We start from the raw sequence: 15,342 nt of genomic DNA on the forward strand, positions 1-15,342 counted from the left end.
CCATTTCCAGCCACAGGCACGCGCCGTTTGCATTGACATAAAGATATGTTTATGTCCTTATCGCCTAATTGAATCGATGAGGACTTCCCAATGTTTGACCAATTGTTCGGCCCGGAAGCGGCACAACGCGACGGAAACGAGATATTGGCAGCGTTGCAGGCTGCGGCGCGTGAGCGGATCCTGGTGATCGACGGCGCCATGGGTACCGAGATCCAGCAGCTCGGCTTTGGCGAAGACCATTTTCGCGGCGAGCGTTTTGCCGGCTGCGCCTGCCATCAGCAGGGCAACAACGACCTGCTCATCCTGTCGCAGCCGCAGGCGATCGAAGACATCCATTATCGCTACGCCAGGGCCGGCGCGGATATCATCGAAACCAACACCTTCTCGTCGACCCGCATCGCGCAGGCCGATTACCAGATGGAGAACGCCGTCTACGACCTCAACCGTGACGGTGCGCGGCTCGCCCGCCGGGCCGCCATCCGGGCGCAGAAGGAAGACGGCCGCCGCCGTTTCGTCGCCGGCGCCATCGGCCCGACCAACCGCACCGCCTCGATCTCCCCGGACGTCAACAATCCCGGTTACCGCGCGGTGACATTCGATGACCTGCGCCTTGCCTATGCCGAACAGATCGACGGTCTGATTGATGGCGGCGCCGACATCATCCTCATCGAAACCATCTTCGACACGCTGAACGCCAAGGCGGCGATCTTTGCCTGCGCCGAACGTTTCGAAGCCAAGGGCCTGCACCTGCCGGTGATGATCTCCGGCACGATCACCGACCTGTCCGGCCGCACGTTGTCAGGCCAGACCCCGTCCGCCTTCTGGTACTCGGTGCGCCACGCCAATCCTTTCACGATCGGTCTCAACTGCGCGCTCGGCGCGGACGCCATGCGGCCGCACCTGCAGGAACTGTCGGGTGTTGCCGATACCTTTATCTCTGCCTATCCGAATGCCGGCCTGCCGAACGAGTTCGGCCGCTATGACGAAACGCCGGACGACATGGCCCGCCAGATCCGCGGTTTCGCAGAAGAGGGCCTCGTCAACGTCGTTGGCGGCTGCTGCGGCTCGACGCCCGAGCACATCAAGGCGATCGCCGATGCCGTCGCCTCCTTTAAGCCGCGCGAAGTGCCGGAGCACAAGCCGTTCATGGCGCTGTCGGGCCTTGAACCCTTCGTCTTCACAAAGGACGTACCCTTCGTGAATGTTGGCGAACGCACCAACGTCACCGGCTCGGCAAAATTCCGCAAGCTCATCACCGCCGGCGACCTCACCGCCGCACTGGCGATCGCCCGCGACCAGGTGGAGAACGGCGCCTCCATCATCGACATCAACATGGATGAAGGGCTGATCGATTCCGAGAAGGCGATGGTCGACTTCGTCAACCTCACTGCTGCCGAGCCGGACATCGCCCGCGTCCCGCTGATGCTCGATTCCTCCAAGTTCGAGATCATGGAAGCCGGGCTCAAATGCGTGCAGGGCAAGGCGGTGGTGAACTCCATCTCCATGAAGGAGGGCGAGGAAAAATTCATCGCCCAGGCAAAGCTGCTGCGCAATTATGGCGCCGCCGTCGTCGTCATGGCCTTCGACGAGCAGGGGCAGGCGGATACCTATGAGCGCAAGGTCGCGATCTGCGAACGCGCCTACAAGCTCCTCACGGAAGAGGCGGGCTTCCCGCCGGAAGACATCATCTTCGACCCGAATATCTTCGCCGTCGCCACCGGCATCGAGGAACACAACAACTATGGCGTCGCCTTCATCGAGGCGACCCGGACGATCCGCGAGCGCATGCCGCTCGTGCATGTCTCGGGCGGTGTCTCCAACCTGTCCTTCTCGTTCCGCGGCAATGAGCCGGTACGCGAAGCCATGCATGCCGTCTTCCTGTACCATGCCATCCAGGCCGGCATGGACATGGGTATCGTCAATGCGGGTCAGCTCGCGATCTACGAAAACATCGAGCCAGAACTGCGCGAGGCCTGCGAGGATGTCGTCCTCGATCGTCGCGACGATGCCACCGAACGAATGCTGGAAATCGCCGAGCGTTTCCGCGGTTCGGGCAGCAAGGAAGCCAAGGCCCAGGATCTCGCATGGCGCGAATGGCCGGTCGAAAAGCGCCTGTCGCATGCGTTGGTCAACGGCATCACCGAGTTCATCGAAGCCGATACGGAAGAAGCCCGCCAGGCTGCGGAGCGCCCGCTCCACGTCATCGAAGGCCCGCTGATGGCCGGCATGAATGTCGTCGGCGACCTGTTCGGCTCGGGCAAGATGTTCCTGCCGCAGGTGGTGAAGTCGGCCCGCGTCATGAAGCAGGCGGTCGCCGTGCTCCTGCCTTACATGGAAGAGGAAAAGCGCCTCAATGGCGGCGACCAGAAGAAGGCGGCCGGCAAGGTGCTGATGGCGACCGTCAAGGGCGATGTCCACGACATCGGCAAGAACATCGTCGGCGTCGTGCTCGCCTGCAACAACTATGAGATCATCGATCTCGGCGTCATGGTGCCCTCGACCAACATCCTGGAAACGGCGATCGCGGAAAAGGTCGACATCATCGGCCTGTCCGGCCTCATCACGCCGTCACTCGACGAGATGGTGCATGTCGCCTCCGAAATGGAGCGCCAGGGTTTCGACATTCCGCTCCTGATCGGCGGGGCGACCACGAGCCGCGTCCATACGGCCGTGAAGATCCATCCGCGTTACGATCGCGGCCAGGCGATCTATGTCAACGATGCGAGCCGCGCCGTGGGCGTCGTCTCTGCCTTGCTTTCGCCGGAGCAGAAGCCAGCTTATGTCAGCGGCATCCAGGCGGAATACGCCAAGGTGGCGGCCGCCCATGCCCGCTCGGAAGCGGAGAAGACGCGTCTTTCCATCGCACGCGCTCGCGACAACGCCGAAAAGCTCGACTGGGCAACCTACCAGCCGACCAAGCCGCAGTTCCTTGGCACCAGGGTGTTTGAAACCTACGACCTTGCGGAACTGGCGAAATACATCGACTGGACGCCGTTCTTCCAGACCTGGGAGTTGAAGGGCCGGTTCCCCGCCATCCTCGAAGATGAGAAACAGGGCGAAGCTGCCCGGCAGCTTTATGCCGATGCGCAGGCCATGCTTGCGAAGATCATCGAGGAGAAGTGGTTCCGCCCGCGTGCGGTCATCGGCTTCTGGCCGGCCAACACGGTCGGTGATGACATCCGTCTTTATGCCGATGACAACCGCGACAAGGATCTTGCGACCTTCTTCACGTTGCGCCAGCAGCTCTCGAAGCGGGATGGCCGCCCGAACGTGGCATTGTCGGATTTTGTGGCCCCGGCCGCGTCCGGCCTGCGCGATTATGTCGGCGGCTTCGTGGTGACCGCTGGCATTGAGGAAGTGGCGATTGCAGAACGCTTCGAGCGCGCCAACGACGATTATTCGTCGATCCTGGTGAAGGCTTTGGCGGACCGGTTCGCCGAAGCATTTGCGGAATGCATGCACGAGCGGGTGCGCAAGGAGTTCTGGGGTTACGCCCCGGAGGAGGCCTTCTCGGCCGATGAACTGGTCAACGAAGCTTATGGCGGCATTCGACCGGCGCCCGGTTACCCGGCCCAGCCCGACCACACGGAAAAGGCGACGCTGTTCCGCCTGCTTGATGCGACCGCCACGACCGGCGTGGAACTGACGGAAAGCTACGCCATGTGGCCCGGCTCCTCCGTATCGGGCCTCTATATCGGCCACCCCGCATCCTATTACTTTGGCGTCGCCAAGGTGGAGCGCGACCAGGTCGAGGACTATGCCGCACGCAAGGGGATGGAGATCGCGGAAGTCGAGCGTTGGCTCGGTCCGGTGCTGAACTACGTGCCCGCGCGGGCCGAGCAGGTGGTCGACGACGCGGCCTGAACGTGGACAATTGCGCGGGTCGCTTGAGCCCGTTCAAGCACTTAGCACGATTTTCATCCCCGCCTTTTCGGCACCCGTTATTCTGTGCCTGCTTCCGTCGCCGGAGTGTTTCGCGAGACGTTCGCGGGCAGGCGGAAGCCGGCGCTCATCCTTGAACCGTAACGTGCGGGGAGGGGATGAGAGGTGAAAGCCATGGGAGCGGATGTGTTTTCAGTGCCGCACCCTATCAAGCCTCCCCCTGGTCGCCAGGCCAGGTTCGGTTGAGCCGTGCAAGTGGATGGGCAGCGCATGATCCCGAAAAGTGTGAAGCGGTTTTCGGACAAGATCATGCGAAAGAAACCACGCAGCGAGGCGAGGCGATCACCTGTAGGGACCGGAAGTCCCGAAAAAAACGCCGAAGGCCACGCGAATGCGGAGCCACAAAACTAAACAATAGAGAGGTTTCGCATTCGCGTGGGCTCTCCGATCGTGCAGCGCCCGCGAAAAGCGGGAATCGGTTTCCGGGACGCTGCGGCAACAGAAATGACAAAGCCACGGCGGGACACCGCGCGGGGACGCGAACTGCTGGCGGGCAGGTAGGTGACTTACTCCCGCACGATCAGGAAATCGCTGGCATTGAAGCGCAGCGTCACCATCTCGCCTTCGCGCGGCATCACCGCATCCGGCGAGTTGAACATGTCGAATGAGATCTGGTTGCCGCCGACATCCACCTTGGTGCGGATGACCGAGCCGAGGAAATGTGAGGAAATCACCTTGCCGCTGAGCGCTGTGTCGCCCCGGGCGCTTTCCGACAGGGAACCGGCTTCCGGGCGCAGCGCGATCGACAGCTTGTCGCCGCCCTTCAGCGCACCGATCGACTCGCGCAGGATGATCGTGTTGTCGCCAACCTTCACCGTGTTGGCGGCGGGATCGATCACCGTCGCCTCGATGATGTTGAGCGTGCCGACGAAGGAGGCGACGAAGCGTGTCGCCGGGCGGTTGTAGATTTCCGACGGCGTGCCGATCTGGTCGGCGCGTCCGGCGTTCATCACTACGATCCGGTCCGAGATCGACAGCGCTTCTTCCTGGTCGTGGGTCACGAAGACGGTGGTGATGCCGAGCTGTTTCTGGATCTGCCGAATTTCTTCGCGCAACGACACGCGGATCTTGGCGTCGAGTGCCGAAAGCGGTTCGTCGAGCAGCAGCACCTGCGGCTTCGGTGCCAGCGCACGGGCAAGCGCCACGCGCTGCTGCTGTCCGCCGGACATCTGGTAGGGGTAGCGGTCGGCAAGGTGGTCGAGAGAGATCAGCTTCAGCATCTCGCGCACACGGCTTTCAATCTCGGCCTTCGGCTTGCCGGCGACCTTCAGCCCGAAGGCGACGTTGTCGAACACGTTCATGTTCGGAAACAGCGCATAGGCCTGGAAGACCATGCCGATATTGCGCTGGTTGGTCTTGAGCCTGGTCTGGTTCGTGCCGTTGATCGTGATCGTGCCATCGCTCGGCGTCTCGAAGCCCGCGATCATGCGCAGAACGGTGGTCTTGCCGCAGCCTGATGGTCCAAGGAAAGACACGAACTCGCCCTTGTTGATGGACATGTTGAAGTCTTTGACGACCTGGATCTGGCCGAAGCTCTTCCTTAAGTTTTCGAGTACGAGGAACGACATCAATATTCCTTAGGCGCGCGACGGCGCCAATTTGCTGAAACGGGTCACGAGCTGGATCAGCCCCATCGAAAGCCAGGTGATTGCAAACGCGATGACGGCAAGCGCGGAAGGCTCGTAGGCCTTGTTGGCGCCCACCAACTGCAGATACGGACCGAAGGCCGGCCGGTTGAGCAGCGCGGCCATGGTGAACTCGCCCATGACGATGGCGAAGGTGATGAAGGCGCCTGACAGGACGCCGGACATGACATTGGGGAAGATGCAGCGGAACATGATCGTCGGCCACTTCGCCCCCAGGATCTCGGCCGCTTCCGTCAGGGTGCGCACGTCGATCGTGCGCATCGCGGTATCAACCGAGCGGTACATGTAGGGCAGCGCAAGCGTGATATACGACATCACGAGCAGGATATTCGTCCCCGTGATCGAGCCGGTGAAGGGGATGTAGGACGAGGAATTGTAGAGGCGCAGGTAACCGAAGACGACGACGATCGCCGGGATGACGAGCGGCATCAGCGTCAGGAATTCGACAACGGGCCGCATCTGCGGCAGGCGCAACCGCACCCAGTAGGCTGTCGGGACCACCAGCAGCATGCCGAAGATGATGGTGAACAGCGCCATCAGCATCGAATAACCGAAGGTCGCCCGGAAGGCGGCATCGGAGAACACCGATCCGTAGGCATCGAAGGAATATTCGCCGCGCCGCATGCGCAGCGAAAACTCGAACGTGCCGAGCAGCGGCACGAAGAAGTAGATGATGCCGACGGCGATCGCGACCCAGGCGAGGATCTTTGCGGGCTTCATTTCTGCCACCGTTCTGCGCGCATCCGCAGCCAGATGTATAGGATGTTGGAGAGGCCGGTAATGACGATCATGCCAAGCGCCAGCGCGTAACCGAGGTTCGGGTTGTGCAGCACGTCGCCGCGGATCTGCGCGTAAAGCAGGATCGGCACGATGTTGAGCGATGAGCCGGTCAGGGCGTAGGCCGTGGCGATGGCGCCGAAGGCATTGGCAAACAGCAGAAGGCTGGTGCCAAGCAGGCTCGGCCACAGGATCGGCAGCGCCACCATGCGCCAGTATTGCCAGGTCGAGGCGCCAAGGATTTCGGAGGCTTCGCGCCATTCCTTCTTCAGCCCGTCGAGCGCCGGTGTCAGGATCAGCACCATCAGCGGGATCTGGAAGAACATGTAGGTGATGGTCAACCCGAAGAACGACAGCAGGTTGAAGCCGGTCGAATAGAGGTTGAAGCCGAACCATTCGCGCAGGAAGACGGTGACGAGGCCTGTTCGGCCAAGTGTTGCGATGAAGGCGAAGGCAAGCGGCACGCCGGCGAAGTTCGAAGCGACGCCCGAGAAGGTCAGGAGGCTCGAGCGGATCCAGGAGGGCAGGCCGCCCAGCACCACCGCCCAGGCGAGGAAGAAGCCGATCAGCGCGCCACCCAGCGAGGAGGCAAGCGAGACCTTGATACTGATCCAGTAGGCGCTGAGGATGGTCGGCGTAAAGAGGCCGGCGATATTCTCGAACGTCAGGTGCCCGTCGGGCGTGAAGAACGCGCCCACGACGAGGTAGAGCGTCGGGACGATCAGGAACATCAGCGCAAAGATCATGAACGGCACGATGCCGAGCCAGTCGATCACTGTTCGGCGGTCGATGATGGGCGAGGAAGCTGCGTTCATGTATCCGGCGTCACGGTCGGAGGAAAGGAAGCCTCTCCGCCAAAGCGGAGAGGCCGATTCTTATTACTGCACGTTGGCGCCGACGACGCTATCCCACTTGGTGGTGATGGCGGTCTTGCCCTTGTCCTGCTCCTCAAGGGTCGGGAACTTTGCCTTTTCATAAGACGCTGCCGGCGGCAGGGCGTCCAGCATTTCCTTCGGGATCTTATTGTTCTTGGCAAGATCGTTGAAGCGGATCGGGTGGCAATAGCCCTTCAGGAAGCCGAGCTGGCCTTCGTCGGAATAGATGTATTCCATCCAGAGCTTGGCAGCGTTCGGGTGCGGCGCGTAAGCGGAGATCGCCTGGACGTAAACGCCAGCGACAACGCCGTTTTCCGGAACCACGACTTCAAGCGGCGGGTTGCCGTTCAGCGTGTCACGCCAGGAAAGACCGTTGTAGTCCCAGGCGATGACGATCGGGGTCGAACCCTGTGCGAGCGATGCGGACTTGCCGATGACGGGCACGAAGTTGCCGGCCTTGTTGATCTCGGCAAACAGATTCAGGCCTGCTTCGCCAGCCTTGGTCGGGTCGGTTTCGCCAGCAGCGAGCCCGGCGGCGTAAACAGCCTGCACGGCCTGGTTCGAGCCACGCGGGTCACCGGCGAGTGCAACGGCGTTGGCGTATTCAGGCTTGGTGAGGTCCTTCCAGTCCTTCGGAAGATCCTTGACGATGTCGGTGTTGGCGATGAAGGCCAGAACGCCGTAGTAGTCGCCGTACCAGTAGCCTTCAGCATCCTTGGCGTCGTCCGGGATCGTGTCCCAGGTCGAGACCTTGTAGGGCTGGATCAGGCCTTCAGCCTTGGAGGAGGGGCCAAAGGAAAGACCGACGTCGATAACGTCCGGAGCCTGCGGGCCCTTGTTGCCCTTGTTCGCCTTGATGGCTTCGATTTCATCGCCGGAGCTTGCATCCGGGTTGAGTTCGTTGATCTCGATGCCGTACTTGGCCTTGAAGCCTGCGATGATATCGCCATAGCCGCACCAGCTGTGCGGAAGCGCGATCGTCGTCAGCGATCCTTCCTTCTTGGCGGCTTCGATAAGCTCGGCGCTCGGCTCGGCGGCAGCGATCGCCGACGAGGCGACGACCATGGCCGTCGTCAGAGAGAGAAGGCGTTGGATCTTGTTGGGCACGGTATCCTCCTAGGGTTCAGGCAAAGCCTTGGGTGTTGGTTCGGCGCGACTCGTAGAGCCAGTTCATGTAAGCTATGTGACAGTGCGGAACGTGAGCTATTGCTGATAAACCACTCCAGTGTAACGACTTTTCACACAGCTCCATATCTTAGTCGAGACGTGTTTGACGATTTGGGCGACGGAAGAGCCGGCTCTGTTCAAACAAGCCTTCGAGAGAATTCATGCGTTCGCGGGTCTCCTCCCAGGAGGCGCTCTGCACCGCTTCGATCAGCGCCTCCACGACAAACAGCGTGATGACGGAACTATCCCAGGCGGATGGTGCCTCGATGCGGACCTTGAACGTATGCTGGGCATTCTTGGCAACCGGCGACGCCCAGACATCCGTGAACAGGATGATCACGACCCCGGCCGCCTTGGCGACCTCGGCAAGGGTTGCCATCTCCTGCTCGTAGCGGCGGATGTCGAAGATCACCAAGACATCGCCGCGCTTCATGTTGAGCACATGCTGCGGCCAGGAACTGGAATTGTTGGAGATCAGCGTCGTCTTGGGCCGGATCACCTGCATGTGGGTGAAGAAGTATTCGGCAAGCGCGCCGGTGATGCGCCCGCCGACGAAATAGATGCTCCGTTCCCGATCCTGCAGAAGTGCTGCAGCCTGCTCGAACGTCCTGGTGTCGAGGTCCGAAAGGGTTTCGCGCAGGTTGGCGGTGATCGCGTCGGCAAAACGGTTGAGGATATGCGTGCCCGGCGCGTTGGTCGCCCAGCGGTCATGCTTGGCGATCGGGCCGGAAATGGTGGCTTCCAGTTCCTGGTGCAGGTGGGACTGGAATTCCGGGTAACCACGGTAGCCGAGCTTCTGCACCATGCGCGCGACGGTGGGTGTCGAGACACCCGCGTTCTCCGCGATCACTGTGATGCTGCCGAGGCCCGACACTGGATAGTTCTCCAATAGGCTGTCGGCCAGTTGTTTTTCTGCACGCGTCAAGCTGTCGTAACGAACACGAATAACATCCGACACGGTGCGCGCAGTGGCTGGCACGAAAGCTGTTCCCTCCGGTCTTCGCCGGTTTGTGACGAGAGTTAAAAGAAGTTTTACAACAGGTGTCAACGGTGTTGATGAAGAGAAAGTTTCAGAACGACATTGACGAGGGCCGGAAAGTGAAGAATTCTCTTCTTCATTCAGTTTCCTTCACCTTCATTGGATGCGCGGATGTCGATCGAATCGGACATGTTCACGGAAGCGGACGGCGAACCCGTCGCGGTGGATAATCCATCCGGCAAAAGCGACGTGCTGCTCGTCTGTGAACATGCGTCGCTGCGGCTGCCCGAGCGGTATGGCGATCTGGGGCTCTCACAAGACGCGCTCACCTCGCACATCGCCTGGGACCCAGGGGCACTGGATGTAGCGCGCCGCATGTCGAAAAGCCTTGATGCGACGCTGATCCATCAGCGCTTTTCGCGGCTGCTCTATGACTGCAACAGGCCGCCGGAATCGCCCGCAGCCATTCGCGATGTTTCGGAAGTCTTCCGCATTCCCGGCAACGAGAACCTGACTGAAGCCGAGCGCTCTCGGCGCACGACGGGGCTTTACCTGCCTTTCCAAGGGCGCATCCGCGACGAGATTGCCGCACGCCGCGACGCCGGGCGGCAGACGGTGCTGGTGACGGTCCACAGCTTCACGCCGGTCTACTTCGGCAAGCAGCGAGAGGTCGAGATCGGCATCCTGCACGATACGGATGCGCGTCTCGCCGACCGGATGCTGGAAGCGGCCGCCGATACGAGCTTATATCGCGTCATGCGCAATGAACCCTATGGACCAGCAGATGGGGTTACGCATACGCTTGAACTTCATGCCCTGCCGGCTGGGCTGCTGAACGTCATGATCGAGATCAGGAATGACCTCATCGCTGATGACAATGGCCAGGACGTTGCGGCAGATTTCCTCAGCGGGCTATTGCGGGAGAGCCTAACGAAGATCCACGGATAAGACCTCGCGGGGAACAGCAAGCTGCGGTCAACGACGAAAAACAAACAGGCCGCATCGATAGAACCAATGGCGCGGACCGCATTCGGCGGGCCGCGTTTCCATGTATCAGCAAGGGACGGAAGCGACGCATGAGCGCCCACTACACTTTCGACGAACTGAAAAAGGATGTTGCCGAGGGACGCATCGACACCGTGGTTGCAGCCCTGGTGGATATGCAGGGCCGGCTGATGGGCAAGCGGTTCCATGCCGAATATTTCGTCGAAAGCGCCTTCGAAGAAACGCATAGCTGCAACTATCTGCTGGCGACCGACATGGAGATGGAAACCGTCTCCGGATACAAGGCGACGAGCTGGGAGCTGGGTTACGGCGACTATATCATGAAGCCGGACCTTTCGACCCTTCGCAAGCTGCCGTGGGTGGAGGGAACGGCGCTCGTGCTTTGCGATGTGCTCGACCATCATACGCATGAGGAAGTGCCGCATTCACCGCGCGCCGTGCTGAAGAAGCAGATCGCCCGGCTTGAGGCAATGAACATGAAGGCGTTCATGGCAAGCGAACTCGAGTTCTTCCTGTTCGACCAGACCTATGACCAGGCGCGCGAGGCAGGCTACCGCAACCTGAAGCTCGCAAGCGGCTACAACGAGGACTACCACATCTTCCAGACCACCAAGGAAGAGGATGTGATGCGCGCCATCCGCAACGGGTTGCAGGGTGCCGGCATCCCGGTGGAATGCTCCAAGGGCGAGGCGTCTGCCGGCCAGGAGGAGATCAACGTCCGTTACGCCGACGCGCTGACGATGGCCGACCGGCATTCCGTCATCAAGACGGCGGCCAAGGAAATCGCCTGGTCGAAGGGCAAGGCCATCACCTTCCTCGCCAAGTGGAATGCCAGCGCTGCCGGCAGCTCGTCGCATATCCACCAGTCGCTCTGGAGCGCCGATGGCAAGACGCCGCTGTTCTTCGACAAGGCCGGCAAGCACGGCATGTCGAACCTGATGCGGAACTACATGGCCGGGCTGCTGAGCCATGCCGACGAGATCACCTATTTCCTGGCGCCCTACATCAACTCCTACAAGCGCTACATGGCCGGCACGTTTGCGCCAACGAAGGCGATCTGGTCGAAGGACAACCGCACCGCCGGTTATCGGCTTTGCGGCGAAGGTACCAAGGGCATTCGCGTCGAATGCCGCGTCGGCGGCTCGGACCTCAATCCCTATCTTGCCATGGCGGCGCTGCTGGCAGCCGGCATCGACGGCATCGAGAAGAAGATGGAGCTCGAGGACGAGTTCGTCGGCGACGCCTACGGCGTGAAAGGCATCCGCGAGATCCCCAAGACGCTGCGCGACGCCGTTGAGCTGCTCAACAACTCGTCGCTGCTGCGCTCAGCCTTCGGCGACGACGTGGTTGACCACTATGTGCGCGCCGGCCAGTGGGAACAGGAAGAATACGATCGCCGTGTGACGGATTGGGAAGTGGCACGCGGCTTCGAGAGAGTGTAGAGACCACGCATTTCCAGCAAGCAACAGGAATAGAGATCATGACAATGATCCAATGCATATCGCCGGTCGACGGCTCGGTTTACGCCGAGCGCCCGGCAGCCTCGTTCGAGGCGGCGGCCGAGGCCGTGGGACGGGCACGCAAGGCGCAGAAGGCCTGGGCGAAGCGGCCGCTCGAGGAGCGTGTCCAGCTCGTGCTGAAGGGTGTGGCCCGCCTCAACGAAATGGCCGACGAAGTGGTGCCGGAGCTCGCCTGGATGATGGGTCGCCCGGTGCGTTACGGCGGCGAGTTCAAGGGCTTCAACGAACGCTCCAACTATGTCGCTTCGATTGCCGCTGATGCTCTTGCGCCGCTTCGCATCGAAGACAGCGCAAGCTTCGAGCGCCGCATCGAGCGCGAGCCGCATGGCGTCGTCTTCGTGATCGCGCCCTGGAACTATCCGTACATGACGGCGATCAACACGGTTGCCCCGGCGTTGATGGCCGGCAATGCCGTGATGATCAAGCACGCCTCGCAGACGCTGCTGGTCGGCGAGCGGCTGGTGCGCGCCTTCGTCGAGGCTGGCGTTCCCGAGGACATATTCCAGAACATCTTCCTGGACCATGACACGACGGCGAAGCTCATCGCGGAAGGCTCGTTCAACTTCATCAACTTCACCGGGTCGGTGGAAGGCGGCCGCTCGATCGAGCGTGCAGCAGCCGGCACCTTCACCGGCCTCGGGCTGGAGCTCGGCGGCAAGGACCCTGGCTATGTGATGGAGGACGCCGATCTCGACGCCGCCGTCGACACGCTGATGGACGGCGCGACCTTCAATTCCGGGCAGTGCTGCTGCGGTATCGAACGCATCTATGTGCACGAGTCGCTCTACGACCAGTTCGTCGAGAAGTCGGTCGCATGGGTTTCGAACTACAAGCTCGGCAACCCGCTCGACCAGGAAACCACGCTGGGCCCGATGGCGCACAAGCGTTTTGCCAAGGTCGTGCGCGAGCAGATCGGCGACGCGGTTTCCAAGGGAGCCAAGGCGCTGGTCGACCCGAAGCTCTTCCCGGCCGATGACGGGGGCGCTTATCTTGCGCCGCAGATCCTGGTCGATGTCGACCACTCCATGGCGTTCATGCGCGAAGAAACCTTCGGTCCGGCCGTCGGCATCATGAAGGTCAAGAGCGACGATGAAGCGATCTCGCTGATGAACGACAGCCGCTATGGCCTGACGGTCTCGCTCTGGACGCCGGACGTCGAGCGCGCCAACCGCATCGGCGAGCAGCTTGAAACCGGCACCGTCTTCATGAACCGTGCCGACTACCTCGATCCGGCGCTTGTCTGGACCGGCGTGAAGGAAACGGGCCGCGGCGGCTCGCTGTCCGTCCTCGGCTTCCACAACCTGACCCGGCCAAAGTCCTACCATCTCAAGAAAGTCACGAAATGAATATCGTCGCGAACTGGAGCTATCCGACCGCCGTCAAGCTCGGCCGAGGCCGCATCAAGGAACTGGCGGACGCGTGCAAGACGCTCGGGCTGACGAAGCCGCTACTGGTCACCGACCGGGGACTGGCGTCCATGGCCATCACCGGACATGCGCTGGACGTGCTGGAAGAGGCAGGGCTTGGCCGGGCGATCTTCTCAGAAGTTGATCCGAACCCGAACGAGAAGAACCTGGAAGCCGGCATCAAGGCCTTCAAGGATGGCGGACACGACGGCGTCGTTGCATTCGGTGGTGGTTCCGGCCTCGACCTCGGCAAGCTGATCGCCTTCATGGCGGGCCAGACCCGTCCGGTCTGGGATTTCGAAGACATCGGCGACTGGTGGACCCGCGCTGATGCCGCCAAGATCGCGCCGATCGTTGCGGTACCGACCACGGCTGGCACGGGGTCGGAAGTCGGTCGGGCAGGGGTCCTCACCAACTCCGAAACGCATGTGAAGAAGATCATCTTCCATCCGAAGCTCCTGCCAGGCGTCGTAATCTGCGATCCGGAACTGACCGTTGGCATGCCGAAGGCGATCACCGCCGGCACCGGGATGGATGCGTTCGCGCACTGCCTGGAAGCCTATTGCTCGCCCTTCTACCACCCGATGTCGGGCGGCATTGCGCTGGAAGGCATGCGCCTGGTGAAGGAATTCCTGCCGCGCGCCTTCAAGGACGGCCAGGATATCGAGGCACGCACCAACATGATGGCCGCGGCTGCCATGGGCGCCGTAGCCTTCCAGAAGGGGCTTGGCGCGATCCACTCGCTGTCGCATCCGATTGGGGCCGTCTACAACACCCATCACGGCATGACGAACGGCGTCGTGATGCCGATGGTGCTGCGTTTCAACCGCCCGGCGATCGAAGACAAGATTGCCCGTGCAGCGGCCTATCTCGGCATCGACGGCGGCTTCGACGGATTCTACCAGTATGTCCTGTCGCTGCGCGCGGAACTCGGCGTGCCCGAGAACCTCACCGCGATGGGAATCGCGCAGGACCGAATCGATGAACTGACGGCGATGGCGATCGAAGATCCGAGCTGCGGCGGCAATCCTGTGCCGATGACGCTGGAGAATACCAAGGCGCTCTTCCTCGACTGCTTCTGATCACGTCGATCGCGATCCACGTTAACCAAAACCCGGGCGAAAACGCCTGGGTTTTGGCCGTTTTGGGGTTTGAACGAGAACTACCAAGTAAATTCAACTGTTGCTAAATTAACCACTCGTTAACCACGTTTTGGGAAGGATGACCTTCAAGACACCATGCATCCGGTGTCGCCCTGAGCGATGCGGCTCACGTGATTTTCGAGGACTAGCATGCCCGTAATTTCTTTCGCCAACGCCAAGGGTGGAGCCGGGAAAACCACCGCAGCCCTTCTGCTCGCAACCGAACTTGCCCACCAGGGCTTCCGCGTCACCGTCATCGATGGCGATCCGCAGCGGTGGATCAGCCAGTGGGCGGAGGTGTCCGGCAAGGTTCGCAACATCGAGGTCATTTCCGAAGTCACGGTCGCGTCGCTCGCATGTCACCTGCGGGAAATGGCCGGCGTGACGGACTACTTCATCATCGATCTTGCTGGCGCGCGTGACGCGCTGGTGACGACCGCGATCGGGCTTTCCGACCACGTGATGATCCCGGTGCAGGGTTCGGCCATGGATGCCAAGGGCGCGGCACAAATCCTCGACCTGCTGGCCACGATGAAGGAAAGGGCAAACCTCCACATCGCCCATTCCGTGGTCCTGACGCGGGTGACCTCCATGGTGACGACGAAGGCGCTGCTGACCATCAAGGGGCTGCTGGCGGCCCGCGGCGTCAACGTGCTCGATACGCCGATCGGCGAGCGGATTGCCTTCAAGGAATTGTTCGAGACCGGCGGCACGCTGCATACGCTTGATCCGCAGAAGGTCAGCAACGTCGACAAGGCCAAGGACAATGCCGGCGCTTTCGCGAGGGAAGTGCTGCGGCTGATGCCGACCAAGATCACCCGTTCGCCGATCTCGCGCATCTTCGGCATGGGCCGGCACGCGGCCTGATCAAGGTATTTCGTCA

Annotated in this window: 11 protein-coding genes; 6 read left to right on the forward strand and 5 right to left on the reverse strand. The window is 61.5% G+C overall.

What is annotated here, in order from left to right:
• Window positions 1–90 precede the first annotated feature (90 nt).
• Complete coding sequence (metH, locus tag M0654_RS01115) at window positions 91–3,864, forward strand: methionine synthase (protein WP_248681460.1); 3,774 nt, start codon at window positions 91–93, stop codon at window positions 3,862–3,864.
• A 584-nt stretch (window positions 3,865–4,448) separates the two neighbouring features.
• Here metH and M0654_RS01120 read toward each other — a convergent pair.
• From M0654_RS01120 to M0654_RS01140, 5 genes are all read right to left on the reverse strand, one after another.
• The gene (locus M0654_RS01120) at window positions 4,449–5,510 is read right to left on the reverse strand and encodes an ABC transporter ATP-binding protein (protein WP_248681461.1); all 1,062 of its coding nucleotides are present in this window, start codon (window positions 5,508–5,510) and stop codon (window positions 4,449–4,451) included.
• 9 nt (window positions 5,511–5,519) lie between these two features.
• On the reverse strand, window positions 5,520–6,308 hold the full coding sequence (locus tag M0654_RS01125; protein ID WP_248681462.1) for an ABC transporter permease: 789 nt from the start codon (window positions 6,306–6,308) through the stop codon (window positions 5,520–5,522).
• Entirely contained in the window at window positions 6,305–7,180 is an 876-nt protein-coding gene (locus tag M0654_RS01130) for an ABC transporter permease (protein WP_248681463.1), read from the reverse strand. Before M0654_RS01130 ends, M0654_RS01125 begins: the two co-directional genes overlap by 4 nt.
• Window positions 7,181–7,243: 63 nt before the next feature.
• Entirely contained in the window at window positions 7,244–8,305 is a 1,062-nt protein-coding gene (locus M0654_RS01135) for an ABC transporter substrate-binding protein (RefSeq protein WP_282571499.1), read from the reverse strand.
• Window positions 8,306–8,495: 190 nt separating this feature from the next.
• Window positions 8,496–9,386 (reverse strand): MurR/RpiR family transcriptional regulator, encoded by an 891-nt coding sequence (locus M0654_RS01140; protein ID WP_248681465.1) that lies wholly within the window; start codon window positions 9,384–9,386, stop codon window positions 8,496–8,498.
• A 171-nt stretch (window positions 9,387–9,557) separates the two neighbouring features.
• On the opposite strand from M0654_RS01140, the gene M0654_RS01145 reads away from it, so the two are divergent.
• The 5 genes from M0654_RS01145 to M0654_RS01165 all read left to right on the forward strand — a co-directional run bounded on the left by M0654_RS01145 (window position 9,558) and on the right by M0654_RS01165 (window position 15,326).
• On the forward strand, window positions 9,558–10,334 hold the full coding sequence (locus M0654_RS01145) for an N-formylglutamate amidohydrolase (RefSeq protein ID WP_248681466.1): 777 nt from the start codon (window positions 9,558–9,560) through the stop codon (window positions 10,332–10,334).
• 128 nt (window positions 10,335–10,462) lie between these two features.
• Complete coding sequence (locus M0654_RS01150) at window positions 10,463–11,833, forward strand: glutamine synthetase family protein (protein WP_248681467.1); 1,371 nt, start codon at window positions 10,463–10,465, stop codon at window positions 11,831–11,833.
• A 38-nt stretch (window positions 11,834–11,871) separates the two neighbouring features.
• Window positions 11,872–13,257: an aldehyde dehydrogenase family protein gene (locus tag M0654_RS01155; RefSeq protein WP_248681468.1), complete on the forward strand. Its 1,386-nt coding sequence runs from the start codon at window positions 11,872–11,874 to the stop codon at window positions 13,255–13,257.
• The gene (locus M0654_RS01160; protein WP_248681469.1) at window positions 13,254–14,399 is read left to right on the forward strand and encodes an iron-containing alcohol dehydrogenase; all 1,146 of its coding nucleotides are present in this window, start codon (window positions 13,254–13,256) and stop codon (window positions 14,397–14,399) included. The genes M0654_RS01155 and M0654_RS01160 overlap by 4 nt, the downstream gene beginning before the upstream one ends.
• A gap of 210 nt (window positions 14,400–14,609) precedes the next feature.
• The gene (locus M0654_RS01165; RefSeq protein WP_248681470.1) at window positions 14,610–15,326 is read left to right on the forward strand and encodes an AAA family ATPase; all 717 of its coding nucleotides are present in this window, start codon (window positions 14,610–14,612) and stop codon (window positions 15,324–15,326) included.
• Window positions 15,327–15,342: the final 16 nt, after the last annotated feature.

This window comes from Neorhizobium turbinariae, from assembly GCF_023223505.1.
In the GTDB taxonomy this organism is placed as follows: Bacteria; Pseudomonadota; Alphaproteobacteria; order Rhizobiales; family Rhizobiaceae; genus Neorhizobium; species Neorhizobium turbinariae.